The sequence below is a fragment of the Maribacter ulvicola genome, assembly GCF_900155985.1.
GTDB lineage: Bacteria > Bacteroidota > Bacteroidia > Flavobacteriales > Flavobacteriaceae > Maribacter > Maribacter ulvicola.
The window spans coordinates 1664710-1684825 of record NZ_FTMA01000001.1; the positions used below are offsets into that span (position 1 = coordinate 1664710).

General features: G+C 35.7%; 18 protein-coding genes and 2 tRNA genes. 11 read left to right on the plus strand and 9 right to left on the minus strand.

The genetic code is table 11. The features are described from left to right. Positions 1 to 4: 4 nt before the first annotated feature. Positions 5 to 685, minus strand: coding sequence for a GTP cyclohydrolase I FolE (gene folE, locus BW936_RS07165; protein WP_076547653.1), 681 nt, complete (start codon positions 683 to 685; stop codon positions 5 to 7). 134 nt (positions 686 to 819) lie between these two features. Here folE and BW936_RS07170 point away from each other — a divergent pair, with 134 nt between their 5' ends. Beyond that, complete coding sequence (locus tag BW936_RS07170) at positions 820 to 2622, plus strand: T9SS type B sorting domain-containing protein (protein WP_076547654.1); 1803 nt, start codon at positions 820 to 822, stop codon at positions 2620 to 2622. Between the two features lie 123 nt (positions 2623 to 2745). Continuing rightward, a complete protein-coding gene (locus BW936_RS07175) occupies positions 2746 to 4182 on the plus strand; it encodes a T9SS type B sorting domain-containing protein (RefSeq protein WP_076547655.1) in 1437 nt (478 codons plus the stop codon). 56 nt (positions 4183 to 4238) lie between these two features. Here the strand turns inward: BW936_RS07175 and BW936_RS07180 are convergent, their stop codons facing one another. Together BW936_RS07180 and BW936_RS19455 are read right to left on the minus strand one after the other, a co-directional pair. Beyond that, positions 4239 to 5744, minus strand: a complete 1506-nt coding sequence (locus BW936_RS07180) for an OmpP1/FadL family transporter (protein ID WP_076547656.1) — start codon at positions 5742 to 5744, stop codon at positions 4239 to 4241. Positions 5745 to 5776: 32 nt separating this feature from the next. Then, entirely contained in the window at positions 5777 to 7072 is a 1296-nt protein-coding gene (locus tag BW936_RS19455; protein WP_143744063.1) for a hypothetical protein, read from the minus strand. 96 nt (positions 7073 to 7168) lie between these two features. Here BW936_RS19455 and proS point away from each other — a divergent pair, with 96 nt between their 5' ends. From proS to rpsT, 4 genes are all read left to right on the plus strand, one after another. Continuing rightward, entirely contained in the window at positions 7169 to 8644 is a 1476-nt protein-coding gene (gene proS / locus BW936_RS07195) for a proline--tRNA ligase (RefSeq protein WP_076547659.1), read from the plus strand. A gap of 78 nt (positions 8645 to 8722) precedes the next feature. Further along, positions 8723 to 8794, plus strand: a tRNA-Glu gene (locus BW936_RS07200). A 39-nt stretch (positions 8795 to 8833) separates the two neighbouring features. Beyond that, positions 8834 to 8905, plus strand: a tRNA-Glu gene (locus BW936_RS07205). A 48-nt stretch (positions 8906 to 8953) separates the two neighbouring features. Next, positions 8954 to 9205 (plus strand): 30S ribosomal protein S20, encoded by a 252-nt coding sequence (gene rpsT / locus BW936_RS07210; protein WP_076547660.1) that lies wholly within the window; start codon positions 8954 to 8956, stop codon positions 9203 to 9205. Positions 9206 to 9425: 220 nt separating this feature from the next. On the opposite strand, the gene BW936_RS07215 is transcribed toward rpsT, so the two are convergent. From BW936_RS07215 to rho, 3 genes are all read right to left on the minus strand, one after another. Then, entirely contained in the window at positions 9426 to 10109 is a 684-nt protein-coding gene (locus BW936_RS07215) for a hypothetical protein (RefSeq protein WP_076547661.1), read from the minus strand. A gap of 9 nt (positions 10110 to 10118) precedes the next feature. Then, on the minus strand, positions 10119 to 10796 hold the full coding sequence (locus BW936_RS07220) for a hypothetical protein (RefSeq protein WP_143744064.1): 678 nt from the start codon (positions 10794 to 10796) through the stop codon (positions 10119 to 10121). Between the two features lie 190 nt (positions 10797 to 10986). Further along, positions 10987 to 12633 (minus strand): transcription termination factor Rho, encoded by a 1647-nt coding sequence (gene rho, locus BW936_RS07225; RefSeq protein WP_076547663.1) that lies wholly within the window; start codon positions 12631 to 12633, stop codon positions 10987 to 10989. Between the two features lie 196 nt (positions 12634 to 12829). Here rho and BW936_RS07230 point away from each other — a divergent pair, with 196 nt between their 5' ends. From BW936_RS07230 to BW936_RS07240, 3 genes are all read left to right on the plus strand, one after another. After that, positions 12830 to 13240 carry a DUF4293 domain-containing protein gene (locus tag BW936_RS07230; protein WP_076547664.1) on the plus strand — a complete coding sequence of 137 codons (411 nt, stop codon included), beginning with the start codon at positions 12830 to 12832 and terminating at the stop codon, positions 13238 to 13240. Between the two features lie 264 nt (positions 13241 to 13504). Then, positions 13505 to 13984, plus strand: coding sequence for a DM13 domain-containing protein (locus BW936_RS07235; protein WP_076547665.1), 480 nt, complete (start codon positions 13505 to 13507; stop codon positions 13982 to 13984). Between the two features lie 118 nt (positions 13985 to 14102). Then, positions 14103 to 14963, plus strand: a complete 861-nt coding sequence (locus BW936_RS07240; RefSeq protein WP_076547666.1) for a hypothetical protein — start codon at positions 14103 to 14105, stop codon at positions 14961 to 14963. 44 nt (positions 14964 to 15007) lie between these two features. Here the strand turns inward: BW936_RS07240 and BW936_RS07245 are convergent, their stop codons facing one another. Then, a complete protein-coding gene (locus BW936_RS07245) occupies positions 15008 to 15502 on the minus strand; it encodes a metallophosphoesterase family protein (RefSeq protein ID WP_076547667.1) in 495 nt (164 codons plus the stop codon). A 134-nt stretch (positions 15503 to 15636) separates the two neighbouring features. Here BW936_RS07245 and truA point away from each other — a divergent pair, with 134 nt between their 5' ends. Then, positions 15637 to 16386: a tRNA pseudouridine(38-40) synthase TruA gene (gene truA, locus BW936_RS07250; protein ID WP_076547668.1), complete on the plus strand. Its 750-nt coding sequence runs from the start codon at positions 15637 to 15639 to the stop codon at positions 16384 to 16386. Next, the gene (locus tag BW936_RS07255; RefSeq protein WP_076547669.1) at positions 16379 to 18145 is read left to right on the plus strand and encodes an ABC transporter ATP-binding protein; all 1767 of its coding nucleotides are present in this window, start codon (positions 16379 to 16381) and stop codon (positions 18143 to 18145) included. The genes truA and BW936_RS07255 overlap by 8 nt, the downstream gene beginning before the upstream one ends. Positions 18146 to 18360: 215 nt before the next feature. On the opposite strand, the gene cdaA is transcribed toward BW936_RS07255, so the two are convergent. Next, a complete protein-coding gene (gene cdaA, locus BW936_RS07260; protein ID WP_076547670.1) occupies positions 18361 to 19146 on the minus strand; it encodes a diadenylate cyclase CdaA in 786 nt (261 codons plus the stop codon). 54 nt (positions 19147 to 19200) lie between these two features. Continuing rightward, the gene (folP, locus tag BW936_RS07265; protein ID WP_076547671.1) at positions 19201 to 20025 is read right to left on the minus strand and encodes a dihydropteroate synthase; all 825 of its coding nucleotides are present in this window, start codon (positions 20023 to 20025) and stop codon (positions 19201 to 19203) included. Positions 20026 to 20116: the final 91 nt, after the last annotated feature.

Here is a 20116-nt window from a genome sequence, read left to right on the forward strand (position 1 = left end):
GCTATTAAAAATGGGTATCTAAATTAAGGTAGTTCAAAAACTCGCGGCGTACCAATTCTTCTTTGAATTTACCGCCATACTCCGCAGTTACAGTGCTACTTTCAATATCACGAATTCCTCTAGAATTTACACAAAGGTGTTTTGCATCTATTACACAGGCAACATCTTCAGTACCTAATGCTTTTTGTAGTTCTCTTACGATTTGAATATTTAAACGCTCTTGAACTTGAGGACGTTTAGCATAATAATCAACTATACGGTTCATTTTAGAAAGACCTACAACGGTACCGTTAGAGATATAGGCAACATGAGCGCGACCTACAATAGGTAGTAAATGATGTTCGCAAGTAGAATATAATGTGATGTTCTTTTCCACTAGCATTTCGCCATACTTGTACTTATTATCAAAAGTAGAAGCTTTAGGTTTTTTACTAGGGTTTAAACCACCAAATATTTCGTTTACGTACATTTTAGCAACTCTATTTGGAGTTCCTTTTAAGCTGTCATCGGTTAAATCTAAACCTAACGTAAGCATGATTTCACGTACATTTTCTCGAATGCGTTCAATCTTTTCGGCATCATCCAGATCAAAGGCGTCTGAACGTAATGGAGTATCTTCTGATGTGGAAATATGATCGTTTCCTAATTCATCAAATTGATTTTCCAGTGTATCCTCAATTTTCATTTTATCAATCTTTTAGAAGCTGCAAAGATATACATTATGTGCCACTTTATAACTAATTACGGGCATTACACAACATTAATTAGTAGTAGCGTTAAGGACTAGTTAATTTTATTTTTTCAAATTAGACGGCGGCAATGACCAAGTATGGTACATCTATTTTATTAATTTGCTTTTTTGGCATCTTCACTTGTTTTTCACAAGTATCTGCAGATTGTGCCAATGCTGTGCCTATTTGCCGTAATACTCCGGTTAATGGGGGTACTAATGGGTACGGAATAGACGATTTTAATGGAGCTTCTGTCTCAGGATGTATTAAGCAGGGTAGTGGTACTATAGAAACAAATTCTGCGTGGTATAGGTTTAAGATCGGTGAAACAGGTCAATTAGGTTTTAATATTGGATACGATTCTAGTGAAGATTGGGATTTTGCCCTATATAAAACTAGTAATTGTGCTACTTTAGGAGAGCCTGTTAGGTGTAACTATTTTGATAATTCTGATAATAGTAGTTATATAGGAATAGGTGAGGATCCTACGGGTATAGACAATATACAATATGATGATTGGTTAAATGTAGAGCCGGGAGAGGAATACTTCTTAATGATCAATAATTACAGTAATAATAATTCTGGATTTTCTATTCAGTTTTCCGGAAATATATTTGTGGAGTTTCCAAATAGTGCATTAGATTGTGATATTATAGACAATTTATTGGGTCCGCCGGTTGTTTCTTGTGATAACCAAACAGTGGTTCTGGATGCAACAACGCTAGATGCTCTGGATTATGAATGGTACTTAGATGCTGGTGCCGGTTACCAACGTATACCGGGTGAAAGTGACCCAGAACTTTCTATAGCAGTTTCTGGCATGTATCGTGTTATGGTGGTTAGACCACTAGGGAATAATTTAATTAGTGAGGTCCAAGTTGCTTATGCGCCTTCTCCTGAAACATTTAGCTTAGAGGATGAAACTGCTTGTTTGGACGGTACGGCTATAGCTTTAAATGAAAAAGATGCAGAGGCTTTAGGAGGACAAAGTTCAATGGAGTTCCGTGTATCTTATCATGAAAGTTTTGAAGATGCTATTGATGGAGCAAACGCACTTTCTAAAGAATTTATACCAACACAGGTTTTACAAACTATATATGTACGAACAACATCTATAGAAAACTCAATGTGTTTTGATGCTTCTGAAACTTTTGATATGAACGGAATAGAACTTCCTGTCTTGGATATTGAAAATGAAGTATTTGTTTGTGGAGAAGAATCCGTTGTAACTATAGGGCAACACTCACCCAATGCTAATTTTACATATGAATGGAGTTCAGGTCAAACATCTTCTTTGATAACTGTCTCGGAGCCTGGTGTTTATGTGTTGTCTGTAACGAACAGGACAGGTGTAATACAGTGTGTTACCGTACGTTCGGTTACCGTAGTTTTTTCCAATCCTCCGGTAATTTCAGATATTTCCATAGCATATAACGATGACGCTTCTAATGTGGTTACTGTTTTCTTGGAAGAGAATGGCAATTTTGAGTTTCAAGTAGATAATGATACGCCACAGAATAGTGGAGTATTCAATAATTTATTCCCTGGGGAGCATACCATTACTGTGCGGGATCTACATGGTTGTGGTTCAGATACTCGAGATATTGTAGTAGTTGGTTTTCCAAAGTTCTTTACTCCTAATGGAGATAATGTAAATGATACTTGGAATGTAGACGGGTTGTCAGTTTTAGATAATCCTGTAATAACAATTTATGATCGTTATGGCAAATTGCTTCACCAACTATTTGAGAATTCTGATGGTTGGGACGGTTCTCTTAATGGAGTGTTATTACCGGAATCTGACTATTGGTTTAAACTTTCCTATACCAATTCATTAGGGGAGAGCACAAATGCATCTTACCTTAATAATCACTTTACTTTAAAGCGCTAAGATTAATAATTAAGCTATACAAGTGTATTTTATCGATTAAACGCCAATATCTCCGTTATAAGATACTAAAGTTTATCATGTGTAGTTATTATATACATCACGTTTACTAATAGTTACACTTTTATGAGAACACTTCTTTGTTCTATATGTTGTTTATTTTTTTTCTATTGGAATGTCACTGCGCAGAATTCAGCCGATTGTAGAACGGCTATTCCTGTTTGTGCCGATCAACCTATTATGGGTGTTGCAGGAGGAACAGGGGATGTAGATGACTTTGACCCAGACGTAATACTACAAACTGGATGTTTGGAAAAAGGGAGTCTGTCTTCCGCAAATATTGAATTTAATACTTCATGGTTTGTCTTTAGGGCGGGAACTGGCGGTCAAGTGGGTTTTGATATTGAAGCCTTGCCTTCAACTGGTTCTGCACCAACTGCAGAATGGGATTTTGCGGTGTATGGGCCAGATGTTGATTGTGCCGATATTAGTAATGGTACAGCGCAGCCTATTCGTTGTAATTATGAAGTGAACGATACCAATTTTACTGGATTAGGAGTCAACCCAGAAAGTGGGGAAGAGGGGCGTGCATCTTTAACGGGTTGCCAAAATACATATGATGCGTATTTGGATGTTATACCTGGAGAGATTTACTACATACTGATAAATAATTTTGCCGATAATTTTACAGGTGATCCAGAACCATTTATGTTAACCTTTACCGGAAATTCAGTGAATAACGATCAAGATACTGCCTTAGATTGTACGTTGAGAGATGAGTTCTTAGGCTTGGATATTGTTGCCTGTGAGGGCGATGATCCTATTACTATTAGCGCATTGAATTCACCTGCGGGGGCAGATATAGCTAATGTAGAATGGACGGTAGATTATGAAGATGATGGTGTTATTGATGATACGCTTACCGGTTCTGGTGATTTTGGTGGTGAATTAGAGGTGATTAGTCCCAATTCTGGGCGTTATTTCGCCGTAATTACTACCATTAGTGGAGCACCGCCAACAGTAGCTGATGATAGCGGTGTTTTGATAACTTTTTTCGGCACTCCTATTTTAGATCGAGTAGAAACATTGGATACCAACCTCTCTATTGATCCAGATCAAAACAATGTCGAGTTTTTTGTAGAGGGGGATGGAGACTATGAATACGCAATTAATAATGGTGTTTTTCAGGATAGTTCTATATTCATGAATGTACCTCCAGGAATAAATACGGTAATTATAAATGATAAAAATGGCTGTGGAATTACAGATCCCATTGAATTTTTAGTAGTAGGTTATCCTAAATTCTTTACCCCAAATGGAGACAGTATTAATGATGATTGGAATGTGAAGGGAATAGAGACCTTAAGTGATCCCGTTGTATTTATTTTTGATAGATACGGTAAGTTATTAAAGCAATTAGGGCCTACAGATGCATGGGACGGTACCTTTAACGGTCAACAAATGCCATCTACGGATTACTGGTTTAGGTTTGAATATGGCGAAATGGAAGACAACCTTTTAGTAGCTAAAACTCGAAAAACACATTTTTCATTAAAGAGATAGACAAAAAAAGAGGAGCATTTAGTTCCTCTTTTTTATATGTGTATTTACAATTGAGCTTAAAAATTAATCGTGTAACTTAAAGTAGCATTTGTAAAGCTTCTATCAATCATTGCAGGTGTGGTAATACCGGCATTAAAAAGTGTTTCGCTCACATCTTGTTGAGAACGGCTAAGTGCAAAATCTAATTTACTACCGCCAAAGTTATAGCCGATACCACCAGATATGGCATTTAGATCGCCAATGGTATTGCCGTTTGCATACGGACTCTGTTCAAAGCGGTATCCTGCTCTTAGGCTTACTTGTTGTATTCTATATTCGCCACCTAGTCTAAATGTAGAAACAGTGCCTAAGTCACTTGAAATTTGCGAGTTTACCGTTTCAAAACTTGGATCGTTGGTAGGGCGTAATTCTGATTGTGAGAAATCTTGATAACCATAATCAAAACTTAACAAGCCATCTTTTGCGAATATTACAGCTAAACTACCAGTAAGTTTGCTTGGAGTTTTTACCGTGTACTTTTCATAAAGATTCACAATATTAAAGTTGATGAAATTAATGTCTTCATCGGCTAGGTCAGAATTAATACGTTGAGAAGTATTATCCTCTAAGCGGTACCACGTTGGGGATTGGTAACTACCGCCCAAACGTACGTGGTCGTTTAGTTTAGCAATAGCCCCTAATGTAAAAGAAAAACCATTGCCCTCTGTTTCTAGGTAATTGTCGAACGTTGTTCGTTTTATTTCAGAATTTGGCTCGTAACCATCTTCCGTAAACTGGTCATATTGCGTGTATAAAATACTGTGGAAGTTTAAAGAGGCTCCTAAATAAAGGTTTTCTTTATATTGAGAAGCTACATTAATGGTAAATTTACTATTATGTCCTGTTGTTCTTCTTAAAAAGTCTTGATCAACAACATCGTAAATAGAGTTGCTAATGTAATTGGTGTTGTTGTCATCTTCAGTTTCTGGGTCGAGGATGCCTCCATAATACCCTAAGAATGTTTGTTGGTTTCTGAAACCTTGATTAGCGCCAATATCTAAGTAGGCTTCTTCTAAAAACTCACCATCTTGTAATAGAACAGATCCAAAAGGTGTACCTCCTGCATATTCTAGAAAATAGGTATCTATACCTTGGTCGCTGCTTCCGGAGACATTATATTCATTGTCGAAATTATTTACAAGGTCATAATTAAAAGCCAAGGTAAATTTTTTCCAATCAGAATTAGAATCAGTATTTTTAAATACAAATGCGCCACCCATTTGATTCAATTCAATAGTATTATCCTTTGTAATTAAAGCATCGCCAAAATAACGGGCATCATTGTTCGTATGATAGTTGGATCCTGTAATTGTGAATAGGCTATTGTTAAAAACCGCTGAACCTGCTGGATTAATGTTTAAAGACGATAAGTCGCCACCGAGTGCGCCAAAAGCTCCGCCCATGGCTTGAAAACGTGCAGTACCTTGTAAGTTTTCGGTACCATAACGTAAAGCTTCATTTATATTTTGTGCATTACTAATTACACATGCCATTAGTACTACGAAAGTTAAATATCTTTTCATATTAATGTTTCAATTTTGATAAATGTATGATTTTAGTTTCTTCTACTACTGCTACTTCTTGATGAACCGGAAGATCTAGTTGAAGACCCGCTGCTAGAACTTCTAGAGCTGCTTCCTGAGCTTTTATAAGAGCTACCACTAGAACTCCTTCTTCCTGAGCTGTAGTTGCTACTCCTAGAACTGTTTCCGGAGCTACGGTAAGACCTGGTGCTTGTGCCGCTTGAGCTTCTGCCTGAAGAATAGCTTCTAGAGCTGCTTCTGGAATTTCTGTATGTGGAAGTTCTTGGAACTGAAACCCTGCTGCTTGATTTTGCCGTACCAGAACTATAGGTTCTAGGACTGCTATTGTATTTTCTTGAAGAACTATTACTGTACCTAGGTGTAGCCCTAGTACTTCTACTTGTTCTATAAGCCCTGTTTTGATCAACACCTATTGTTCTTCTCGTGCTAGAATTACCGGAGTATGTTCTTGATCTATTTGTATTTGCAGATCTTCTAGCTGTTGTTGATCTGCTAGTAGTGCTTCTGTATCTAGATGAATTGCCTCTTGTATTTATATTAGACCGACTTCTTGCTGGTGTTGAGGAAAGTCTACTATTATTAGATGTTTGTCTTGTGTAATTTCCTCTTCTAGAGTTGTTCAGGGCAAAACTTCTGTTAGAGTACCTATTATTGCGGTGGTAGTACCTGTTGCCGTAACCATATCTAGGGTAAGGGTGATTCCATCCAAATCCTATGCTTGCATACCCAAAACCTATACCTGCATATCCAAATCCGAAACTTGAATATCCCCAGTTGTTCCATCTGTTCCATCCCCAAGGTTGACCCCAGCCGTAACCATAATATCCGGCATAGCCAATATTGTTCCAACCCCATCCATAAGGATTGCCATAACCCCAGTTGTTCCATCCATTATTGTGAATATGAATACTGACATTAGCATTGTTTCCGCCCCAATTGCCATAACCTTCATAATCATTTGCGGTAGCGTAATAATCTGTTAATTGATCTTCGGGAATTTCTGTACCTAAATTATTGCTAGAATAAGAATCTACATCGGTAAATATTTCTTCATCCAATATTTCGCCATATTGACTGGCTTTTTCGCCAAAATAGTCCTTATAAGTGTTCGGTTCCGTATTGTTTTGTGTGTAATTTTTCTGTTCAGGTCTTCTTTCTACCGTTTTAGGCATGTCATCAGAAGAGTAGATACCGTCATTATCATAATAAGAAGATTGTTGGTAAGAGCCACAAGATGTTACAAAAACAGCAAGTGTTACTAATATTATAGTGTTTTGAAGCTTGTTATGGAGTAAAGAATATATCATCAGACCAAAATTATATTGTTGAACATATTAAAAATAACTAGTTTTACCCAATTATTATATAGTAATATTCACAAAATTTGTGCCAAAGTCCAGATAATGAGTAAAAATTTGACGAAAAGAAGCGAGGATTATTCCAAGTGGTATAATGAATTAGTGGTTAAGGCAGATTTAGCCGAAAACTCTGGTGTAAGAGGTTGTATGGTCATAAAGCCATATGGTTATGGTATTTGGGAGAAAATGCAAGCCGGTTTAGATAAGATGTTTAAAGAGACTGGTCATGAGAATGCCTATTTTCCATTATTTATACCAAAATCATATTTAAGTAAAGAGGCAAGTCATGTAGAAGGGTTTGCAAAAGAATGTGCCGTAGTTACACATTATAGATTGAAAAATGCGGAAGATGGAAGCGGAATTGTTGTTGATCCAGAAGCTAAACTAGAAGAGGAGCTCATTGTTAGACCTACCTCAGAAACCATTATTTGGGATACCTATAGAAAATGGATTCAGTCTTACAGAGATTTACCATTGCTTATCAATCAATGGGCTAATGTAGTTCGTTGGGAAATGCGTACAAGATTGTTCTTAAGAACGGCTGAATTCTTATGGCAAGAGGGGCACACGGCTCATGCAACCGAAAAAGAAGCCATTGAAGAAGCGGAACAAATGATGAACGTTTATGCGGATTTTGCAGAAAATCATATGGCTGTACCTGTTATAAAGGGAACGAAAACAGAAAGCGAACGTTTTGCAGGTGCTATTGAAACCTATTGTATTGAGGCTTTAATGCAAGATGGTAAAGCTTTACAAGCAGGGACTTCTCATTTTTTAGGTCAGAATTTTGCAAAGGCTTTTGATGTGAAATTTGCAACCAAAGAAGGTGGTAAAGAACATGTTTGGGCTACTTCATGGGGAGTGTCAACAAGATTAATGGGGGCGTTGATCATGACGCACAGTGATGATAACGGATTAGTAATTCCTCCAAAATTAGCGCCTATACAGGTTGTTATCGTACCCATCTATAAAGGATTGGATCAGTTGGATAAAATTTCAGAAACTGTTAATCCGTTGGTAAAAGAATTAAGAGCTAAAGGTATTTCTGTGAAATTCGACAATAGAGATACACACAAGCCAGGTTTTAAATTTAATGAATATGAATTACGCGGCGTTCCAGTTAGGCTGGCAATAGGTCCAAGAGATCTTGAGAATGGTACTTATGAGCTAGCTAGAAGAGATACGTTGCAAAAAGAAACGGTTGCGGCAACAGATGTGGTAGCTAAAATTGAGTTTTTAATGGTAGATATTCAAAAAAATATGTACCAAAAAGCACTTGATTATAGAACTAATCATATCACAGAGGTAAATTCTTATGATGAATTCAAAAAAGTTTTAAAAGAAAAAGGCGGATTTATTTCTGCGCATTGGGACGGTAGTAAGGAAACGGAAGAACGTGTTAAAAACGAGACAAAGGCAACAATACGGTGCATTCCCATAGATGCAAAAGAGGAAAAAGGGACTTGTATGGTAACCGGTAAGCCGTCAAATAAAAGAGTGTTATTTGCTAAAGCCTATTAATTTTTTGAAAAAATAATAAACAGGTGTTGTGTTAGTGAAAAATATTTGTATTTTTGCATCCGCAATTGCGCAAATTATGGTCCGTTCGTCTAGGGGTTAGGACGCCAGGTTTTCATCCTGGTAACAGGGGTTCGATTCCCCTACGGACTACGAATAAAAATTGGATGTGTTTCCAAGTATTGACATAATGGTCCGTTCGTCTAGGGGTTAGGACGCCAGGTTTTCATCCTGGTAACAGGGGTTCGATTCCCCTACGGACTACAAAAATTGAATGGATGAGAATCCGAAGAAATTATAACAAATAATAAAATGGCAAATCACAAGTCGGCATTAAAGAGAATTAGAAGAAACGAAGCAGTTCGTTTACGAAATAAATATCAGCATAAAACTACACGTAATGCTATTAAAAAATTACGTGCAGAAGAATCTAAGAAGGATGCAGAGGCTCTTTTTCCAAGTGTAGTTAGTATGATTGATCGTTTAGCTAAACGTAATATTATTCATGATAACAAAGCTGCCAACTTAAAGAGTAAGTTAGCAAAGCACGTTGCTGCATTGTAATACTTTGCCTTATAATTTTAAAAGCCTTTCATTAATGAAAGGCTTTTTTTGTTTCGTTACATTGGGTTATTTTACCTAGGTGGAATATTAAGTTCTTTTATTTATAAGACATTTTTACCTTGGCAAATCAATAAAGTTACCTTTTTGAAACTGTGAAGTTTAATTCTTTCCGCACTCAATAAAATTAGAGTAACTATTTTTTTATTTTGGTAAAACAGTTTTAATTAAAAGCAAGCCTTCTGCCTTTTAAAAAGCCGACGATTAACAACAAGTACATGATAACGATTAGAGCTCTTAAAACGGCTCGCAACCCAAAAGAAACCCAAGTTTGGTAATCCGTATAACCTATGATGTATATAATTGGAAATATGGAATAAAAAGTTAGTAATGAAACGCTAACCCAAAACATTAAATTGTGTGGTTGTACTACATTAAAATCCTTTTCTCTTTTGTCCTTAAAATAGAGAATGATACAAAATACTAATATGTAAGATCCAATAGCTAGAGCGTAATAGAGGTTAGTGTCTAATGGGTTTTGAAACAGCGTACTAATTATGTAACTGGCCAGCATTAAAAATGTTCCGTAGAAAATCCACTTTTTGTACTTGATATTGGTTATCAGTTTTCTGTAAACGTGGTAAAAGAAACAAAAGAATATAATGGCATAAATATTGTAAATTACATCATTGTAATTGCTGAATTTTAATTCATTGAAGAAGGTGATTTCATCATAAGTTCTAACCAAGTAGCCTAGTACTTCATTAAGTAAAGTGTAGGTAATGATCATTGGAAAGTACTTTAGTGCAGTATCATAATATTTACGGTAGGTTGCAAGAGAGACAAACAGTGTCATTGCATATACTACCATGTAATAATTCTCCTGAATAAAATTCCAAATCTTCATGCTTATGAATTAAAAGTCGGTTTTTGGAGGTGGACCGCCTTGCCCAAAATTAAATGCGAGACTCTTACTGCCTTGTAGATTGGAGTTTAATTTGAAATTAGGAACAAAACCTGCATATGCTTTATTTTTTTTATCTAATTGAAAGCTTAAGCCATCACTGTTGTTTTCTTTCCAATTTTTAATAAGTTCCGCTTTACCGTCGTCTCCTATATAAAATCCATAATTAATGCCTTCTTGATCTAAAGTAGGTACCATGAAAATAGAGTTTTGTTTTTTGTGAACGACCGGTTTTCCATTTGGAAATTTTTCCTCGTTCGGGTAGTTTGCAAAATATAACCTCAATTTAGTAATTTTATCCACGCCGCCTGCGGCCGCTTCTTGGTCTAAATAGGCAATATACTGTTTCAGTGTTTTATAGTCGAAATCAACAAAGCGTGAAGCTTCAAATTTTTCTTCTGAAGGTCTTTCTTGATTTTCATAATCTTCTATGATTTGTACTCTATGTTTAGTGTAGTTGTTATAAATAGCATCTGCTTCGTTCAGTGAAATTATATTGGTTGGTGCTTTTACTTTGGTAGGTTCTTTAATTTCTGGCTCCTTTTCTTTTTTGGGCTGATTACAACTAAAACAAATTGAGATTAAAATTGCGCACAAAATTTTACTGATGATGGTGGTTGGTCTTTTCATTTTCTGAGAATTGTTATTATTAATAAGAAAATACATAAAAGATTGGGGAGAGTTCTTTTGTTCTGCACTAAAGATATTAAAAATATAATAGTAGTGAAGTAATACCTTTTGACTATTAAGTAAATAGGTGTAAAATAAAAATCCCAATTTCTAAAAGAAATTGGGATTTTTAATGATGGTATATAAAGTGTTATTGATTCATTGTCATCAAGAACTCTTCGTTATTCTTGGTTTGTTTAAAACGTTGCTCTATAAATTCCATAGCTTCTACCGGGTTCATGTCGGCAAGATATTTTCGCATGATCCACATACGTTGTAAAGTGCTTTCATCTAATAGCATATCATCTCTACGTGTACTAGAAGAGGTAAGGTCAATTGCAGGGAAAATTCTTCTGTTCGCAATTTTACGATCTAACTGAAGCTCCATGTTACCGGTACCTTTAAATTCTTCAAAAATAACTTCGTCCATTTTAGATCCAGTTTCTGTTAATGCCGTAGCAATAATAGATAATGATCCACCGCCTTCAATATTACGAGCGGCGCCAAAGAATCTTTTTGGTTTGTGCAATGCGTTTGCATCCACACCGCCACTTAATACCTTGCCGGAAGCTGGTTGTACGGTATTGTATGCTCTGGCCAAACGGGTTATAGAATCTAGAAGGATTACCACATCATGTCCACATTCTACCAAACGCTTCGCTTTTTCTAAAACGATGTTTGCTACGCGTACATGTTCTGTAGGTTCTTTATCAAAGGTAGAAGCAACAACTTCGCCTCGTACATTACGTTGCATATCGGTAACCTCTTCTGGTCGTTCGTCAATCAATAAAATAATTTGATAAACTTCTGGGTGATTTGCTGCTATACCGTTTGCAATATCTTTTAATAGCATGGTTTTACCAGACTTTGGTTGCGATACGATCATGCCTCTTTGTCCTTTTCCGATAGGGGAGAACAGGTCAATAATACGGGTAGATATAGTGCTTTGGCGTTCTGCCAAATTAAATTTTTCTTGAGGGAATAACGGAGTTAAATGCTCAAATGACACACGATCACGTACAATTTGAGGGTCAATGCCGTTAATTTTATTTACCTTAATAAGCGGAAAATACTTTTCACCTTCTTTGGGTGGTCTTACATTACCCAATACGGTATCTCCAGTTTTTAAACCGAAAAGACGAATCTGCGATTGAGAGACATATATGTCATCTGGCGACGATAAATAGTTGTAGTCAGAAGAACGTAAAAATCCGTACCCGTCTTGCATGATATCCAATACACCTTCACTGGCAATAATCGAATCAAACTCGTATTCAGGTTCTTTGTATCTATTTTTTAAATCCTTGTCAAAATTGCTTTTGTCATGAGTGGATCTAGGGTTAGGTTTTTTATTGTGGTTGTTCTGAGAAGAGTTCTTTTTGTTTGGCTGGTTTGCAGCTTTTGGTCTTGGTCTAGGTCTTTTTTGTTCTACGGGTTCTTTGGAGGTAGTTTCTGTATCGTTCTCTTTTTTTACCGGAGCAACTTTTTCAGAAGTATTTTTTTCTAGAACAGGTTTTGCCTTATCATTGGCTTCTTTAGTCTCTTTGTTCGTTTTTGTGGCAACACGTGGTCTAGGCCTTGGCTTAGGTTTCGGTTTTGCTTCAGCAGGTTTATTGACCTCTTCCGTTGTTGCGGGAGCTATTGCGGCAGCAACTTTCGGATTCGCAGCTTGTACGTCCAAAATCTGATAAACTAAATCTAGTTTTTTTAAAGTCTTGAATTTAGGAACCTTTAGTCCTTTAGCAATTTCCTGAAGCTCAGGTAGCTTTTTTGATTTTAAATCTGAAATCTCAAACATTAAGTATTAGAATAAATTATATGTAGTTTGTATTGTAAGAAGTAACTATTTAATTTGGATAATCTCAAGGAGATACTTTCCTTACTGGTAGGCGTTATGACGTGATAACGTAGCAATATTACAAATTATTTTGAATAAAATGGTTATAATTTTTGAAAAGACATGTATTTTTGCATTGTAAACAGGTAAATATTTTATGATTCAAAGAATACAAAGCCTTTATTTGATAGTTGTAGCAATACTTACGGGTGTGTTACCGTTCTTCTTTAACCTATGGATAGATATCGATGGTATTGAGGTATTTGCAAATAATGAAATGCTTGTTTCTATTGCCTTTTATGCAAGCGCTGTTCTCGCTGTTTGGGCCATAGTGCAATTTAAAAATAGAAAATCTCAGTTTGTAATTAACAGGCTGAACATGATATTGAATGTTTTTTTATTAGGATTTTTCGTTTATCGATCACTAAACTTATCCGGAGAGACCTTGGTCTCAGAGAAGGGTATTGGGATGCTGATTCCAGTATTTTCTATCATTTTTTTGGTTCTTGCAAATAGAGCTATAAAAAAGGATGAAGATCTTGTAAAATCTGTCGATCGCTTACGTTAAACCTATAATCTTAGTAGTATTAGTGCGTTAAAACCCGGGGTAGTTTCCGGGTTTTTTTATGTCTTTACTTTTTAAGCCTAAAGCCATCTTTCTTTAATTATCACAGAAACATTGCAGTTTTTCTACCCGCTGTGATACACAGTTTACTTTTTCTTGAATTCTTCGTGATACCCCATTTCTATGTTTGTTTCAAGAAGCAGCAAGGTTAGCGATTGTCGTTAATTGCCCTGTTTTAAAAACTAAACGATTTAAAAAATTACGATTATGAAAAACAGTAAATTTACTATTGTATTGCTAGCTAGTGTTATGACCACTTTCTTTATCAGTTGTTCAGATGATGATGGTGAAGTGGTGACGGTTACAGAAACTGTAGAAGTAGATTCTTCACAGCCGGTTGGCGATTTAATGGTAACCTTAAGTGGCAATCTGGTTGCTGAAAGCGGTACACCCACCCAAGGATTGGTAGAAGTTGGTATTGATGACGAAGATGAAAACTTTGTTCGTTTTGCCGAAAACTTTACAACGGAACTGGGTACGGGTACTGTAGGTATCTTTTTATCTACTTCTGAAGTTTTTACCGCTGATCCGGCAAACGGAAATCCAGATTTAATGTTAATTGGCAACGTAACCGGGAATGGTGAAATGATCATTAAGTTAGATGCTGCGCCAGGCGCTAAATACACGCATATAATACTTTGGTGTGCTACCGCAAACATACCGTTTGGTAATGTTGCTTTAAACTAATATAATGTATTACTGCCTTTGGGAATAGAGACACATGATTCTGTTTTTCTATGTCTCCCAAAGGTTTTTTTTGTGGGGTTTGTTTAATGTCAACCTTATAACTAAATATCACAGAATTATGGAAAAAATAAAAAACATCATATTCGTTTGCTGTTGTTTCTTCGCTTTATATACCCAGGCCCAAAGTGGGTGGACCAGAGAAGCAAAAGGATTTTATCTACAAGCATCTGCAGCTCATTTTTCTTCTAGTAACTATTACACTACAGAAGGTAGATTGGCTGATCAAGGAAGTATCTTTAATACCAACGCATTGCTAATTTATGGTGAATACGGAATTTCAGATAGGTTTACGGCAATTGTTGATTTGCCATTGGTACGCTTAAACAGTTTTAATACTACCGAAACTATTGGCGGTGTGGGTAATATTCAATTGGGTGTAAAATATAAACTTTTAAAAAGCTTCCCGTTATCATTACAAGTTGCATTAGATATACCAACTAATGATGGTAGCAATTTTGCACAATCTAAAAGCCCAAACGCATTTGGTGAGTTGGATGAAATTAATCTACCGGTTTCTGATGGAGAGTTTAATGTTTGGACAACCCTTGCCGCTTCGCACAGCTTTAAAAATGGTAAAACCTACGCTTCTGCTTTCTCAAGTGTTAATTTTAGAACAGAAGATTTTAGTAATCAATTTCAGGCGGGTGTAGAGCTGGGTCATTTGTTATTTGATAAACTGTATCTAATCGGTAAGCTTAAAATTCAAGAAAGATTATCTTCAGAAAACAATGTAGAAAGCGGATCGTTCTTGTTTGGCGAGGGTACTACTTTTACCAACTACGGCATAACCTCAATGTATAAAGTAACCAATCATTTTAATGTTGTTGCACAATATTCTGATTACGCTGGCTTTCTAGTTGAGCGTAAGAATATATATGACGGCGGTACATTTTCTTTAGGTGTTTCGTTTGAATATTAATTAATTAGATACAGGATGTGTATAATTAAAAACATCCTGTGTTTTTATCTTTTTCCTAGTTCTATAACTTCTAGGTCTTTAATGTTATCGCCTTCTATTGTAAAACGTAACATGGTGCGTACTTGGTGAAAACCATGTTTTCCACATGCTCCTGGGTTCATGTGTAAAACGCCTAATTTTTTGTCCATCATTACTTTCAAAATATGCGAGTGTCCACAAATAAACAATTTTGGTGGATTTTCCTTTATAATACCTCTGGTTCTAATATTGTATTTAGGGGGGTATCCTCCTATGTGGGTAATAAATACATCTACACCTTCGCAGAAAAATCTAGTATTCTCAGGGAATTCTTTTTGAATGATATGGTCGTCAATATTACCATGAACCCCTTTTAAAGGCTTTAGTTTGGCTATAGCATCTGTAACTTCTAAAGAGCCAATATCACCGGCATGCCAAACTTCATCTGCCCATTTCACATGCTTTAAAATGGCATCGTCTATATGCGAATGAGTATCGGAAAGTAAGAGAATTTTAGTCATTTTTAGATTTCAATTTGATTTGGGGATATATTTGTTTTCTCGAGCAATTATTATTTTTATTTGACTTTGCTGGATTGAATGTTAAAACGTAAGCTTTTTAATACCTTTGTGAGATACAAAACTAGCACATACTTTTGAGATTCTTCATTCAATTTTCATACTTCGGTAAAGCATATCATGGCTGGCAAAACCAACCTAATGCCATAACCGTACAAGAAGTGCTAGAGAATGGCATGTCTAAACTATTAAATTCTAAGGTCTCTCTTATGGGTGCGGGTCGTACAGATACCGGTGTTCATGCTAAAGAAATGTATGCCCATTTTGATGTTGATGCTCTTGAGAATATTCCTGAATATGTTTTTAGATTAAATTCTTTCTTGCCAAATGATATTGCTGTTGAACGCATATTTGAAGTAGAAGAAGATGCTCATGCCCGTTTTCATGCCACAGCAAGAACGTATGAATATCATATCGATAAAAAAAAGAATCCGTTTGCTACAGATTTAGCTCATTTTGTAAAGAAAGAGCTTGACTTGGAACAAATGAATAGTGCAGCAGCATTGTTGTTGGGTAAAAAGGATTTTGAGTGTTTTTCAAAATCCAATACAGATGTTTTTACTAATATTTGCGATTTAAGAGAAGCGCAATGGAAGCTGGATAATAACAAACTTATTTTTACCATTACAGCAGATCGGTTTCTTAGGAATATGGTCAGAGCCATTGTGGGTACGTTAATTAATGTGGGGTTGGGTAAATATCCGGCACACTATGTTAATACCATATTAAAAAGCAAGGATAGAACAAAGGCAGGTGTTTCTGTTCCTGCAAAAGGACTATATTTGACTTCTATTGTTTACCCCAATACTATTTTAAAGAATGGATAAGGATTCTGGCAAAGCATTTGACACTCGTCTTTTTAAACGCTTACTCGCCTACACAAAACCGTACAAAATCACCTTTTATGGCGTCGCCTTGGCTGCTATACTATTATCCGGTTTTGCCATTCTTACACCTTTGATCGTTAAGGAAATCATAGATACCGCCATTAAGGGTAGTAATGATGAAATGTTACTATACCTAACCATTGCCATGTTGGTAGTGCTGCTGGGTCAAGTAATTTGTCAATTGGCTTTTAATTATTATGCCAACTGGTTGGGAGAGTCTGTTATTAGAGATGTGCGTATCAACTTGTTTAAGAAAATGCTCTCTTTTAAAATGACCTATTTTGATAATTCGTCTTTAGGAGTGTTGGTGACCAGAGCTGTTGCCGATATGCAAAGAATTGGCGAGATTTTTAGTCAAGGTTTTTTTGTTATTGTAGCAGATTTATTGAAAATGGTCGTTGCTGCCGTGGTTATGCTTTTTATTAATTGGAAACTCTCGCTTATCGTTTTTGCATTATTACCCATTATCATATATGCTACAAGATGGTTTCAAAAAGCTATGAAAGTAGCTTTTACAGAGGTTAGGGCAGAGGTTTCAAATTTGAACTCCTTTGTTCAAGAGCGTATTACGGGTATGAAAATAGTACAACTGTTTACACGCGAGAAAATTGAGAGCGATAAGTTTAGGAAAATTAATGAGAAGCATAAAAAAGCATGGTTGAAAACGGTGTGGTATAACTCCATTTTCTTCCCTATTGCAGAAATTGTTTCTTCTATTACCGTGGGATTAATTGTTTGGTACGGTGGTTTGCAGAATGTCGCAAATATTTCGACGGATATTGCAGGTACTATTTTTGCATTTATTATGTTGATCGATTTGCTTTTTAGACCACTTCGTCAAATTGCTGATAAATTCAATACTCTACAAATGGGGATGGTCGCAGCAAATAGGGTGTTTAAAATTTTAGATACAAATAGCCAGATACAAGATGTGGGTTCTTATGAAAAGGAAACCGTTAATGGTGATATTAGTTTTGAAAATGTTCATTTTGGATATTTAGAAGATGAAGAAGTTTTACATGGAATTTCTTTTGAGGTAAAAGCTGGTGAGACAGTTGCTATAGTTGGTGCAACAGGAGCAGGAAAAAGTACGATCATCAATTTATTGAATAGGTTTTATGAAATTAACTCCGGAGCAATATCTGTTGACGGTGTAAACATTAAAGATTACAATTTAGCGTCTTTACGTTCGCATATAGCGGTAGTGCTACAAGATGTATTTTTATTTGCCGATACCATTGCCAACAATATCTCTTTAAAAGACCCCAATATTACGGTTCATGATATTGAGAATGCAGCTAAAGCTATTGGTGTAGATGAGTTTATTTCTAGCCTTCCTGGTGGCTATCATTACAATGTGAAAGAAAGAGGTACCATGCTTTCCAGCGGACAACGGCAATTGATTGCTTTTTTAAGAGCATACGTTAGTAACCCTAGTATTTTAATTTTAGATGAAGCTACATCATCCGTAGATACCTATTCTGAGCAGTTAATACAATTGGCTACGGATAAAATCACTCATGGCAGAACATCTATTGTAATCGCCCACCGTTTGGCTACCATTAAAAAAGCCGATAAAATTATTGTGATGGATGCCGGTAATATTGTAGAAACAGGTACACACAAACAATTACTTAAAAAAGGTGGTTACTACAGTAATCTTTATGAAGCGCAGTTCTTAGCAGAGGAGGTAGTGTAAAAGAGAATAGTAATATCTGATGTTTTATTTCTTGTAAATTATGTTTAGCCTTAAGGCTTATAAAAGTAAAGATGGGTATTTGTTATCATTCCTAATTGTGTGGGTAATGAACGATATAATTGCTTATAGATTCTAAATCTATTCTTTCTGTAAAGTGATTGTTTAAATTTTGTCTAATAGGTATTAAAATGAATGATTCAACTTACCGTTAAGGTTTAAATCAAATCTTGCTTAAGCATATTGCCTAATTGTGTAATTGAATCATATAGAACAAACTCTCCGTTTTTTATATAGGAGATAAGTCCGGTTTCTTCACTGACCACTATGCTCAATGCATCGGTCTTTTCACTTATACCAACTGCAGCTCTATGTCGTAATCCAAAACGCAACGGAATATTTCGTTCGTTGGAGACTGGTAAAATTACTCTAGTGGCAACTATATAATTTCCAACGATAACAGCGGCACCATCATGTAGTGTACTATTTTTATAAAAGATACTTTCTAAAATAGGTTGGTTAATTTCAATATTCATACGGTCGCCCGTACTCTTAATGAAATCTAATGAGTTGTTTCGTTCTATAACCAAAATAGCTCCGGTTTTATTGCTGGCCATCTTTTCACAGGCTTTTAATATGGCATCTACATCAGTATCTGTCGATAAGCCTTCTTGCTTTAAAAATTTAAAATGCTTTACAAAGTTTCTCTTGTTCGCAAAATTGGTAGATCCGATCATTAAGAGGAATTTTCTGATCTCTTGTTGAAAAACAATGATTAATGCAATAAGTCCTACCTGCATAAATGCGCCAACCATACTGCTGATCATTTGCATGTCTAACAATTCGGTCAATTTCCAAAAAGCCCAGACGATAACAATCCCAATAAAAATATTGATGGCAACAGACCCTCTAACAAGTTTGTAGATGTAGTAAAGAAGTACGGCAACAAATATGATGTCTAGAACATCCGTAATCTTAAAGTCAATAAAATTTAAAAAATCCAATAAGTACCGTTTTAGTAAAATTAAGAAATTAGAAGACAAGAATTCAATTTAATCTTAGGCATTTAATTGATGGTATAGTTTTATACATTCCACAGCTTCCTTAACATCATGAACCCGTACTATTTTTGCTCCCTTTTGCAAACAGACCATATGTAGTGCCGTAGTGCCGTTTAATGCTTGTGCTGCAGTAGTGTCTAATGTTTTGTAAATCATAGATTTTCTACTAATACCGGCTAGTAAGGGGTGTTCAATACTTTTCATTTGGTCTAATTGCTTTAACAGTTCATAGTTCTGTTCCAAGTTTTTTGCAAATCCAAAACCTGGATCAATAATAATATCGTTTATGCCTAAAGCTTTTGCTGCTGCCAATCTTTCAGAAAAGAAGTAAAGTACTTCTTTTAAAATATCTTCATAACCTGTTTGTTGTTGCATACTTTTTGGTGTTCCACGCATATGCATCATAATGTAAGGGAAATTTAATTTAGCAACTATACTTAGCATTTTATCATCTTGTAATCCTGCAGAAATATCATTAATTATCGCAGCACCACTATCTATGCATTCTTTTGCAACCCTACTTCTAAAAGTATCTATAGAAATTATGGTGTTTGGGAAATGTTTTAGAATTAAACTGACAATGGGTAAAATTCGTTTTAATTCGGTTTCTTCATCAACTTCTAAAGCGCCAGGTCTAGAACTGTAGGCACCAAGATCAATAAACGTAGCACCTTCAAGAAGCATTTTTTCAACCTGACCTAAAATACTAAATTCGTCTTTATATTTTCCACCATCAAAAAAAGAATCTGGAGTAACATTTAAAATACCCATAACCTTAGGTTTGTCTAGTGCTATAAGTTTACCGTTGCAATTTATTGTCATTATCAATTATTATCAGGAAATTGTGGCATTTCTCAAGTTTAAACCATCTATCTTGATGGTTACATATTTTTAAGCGAAATTTACACAAATT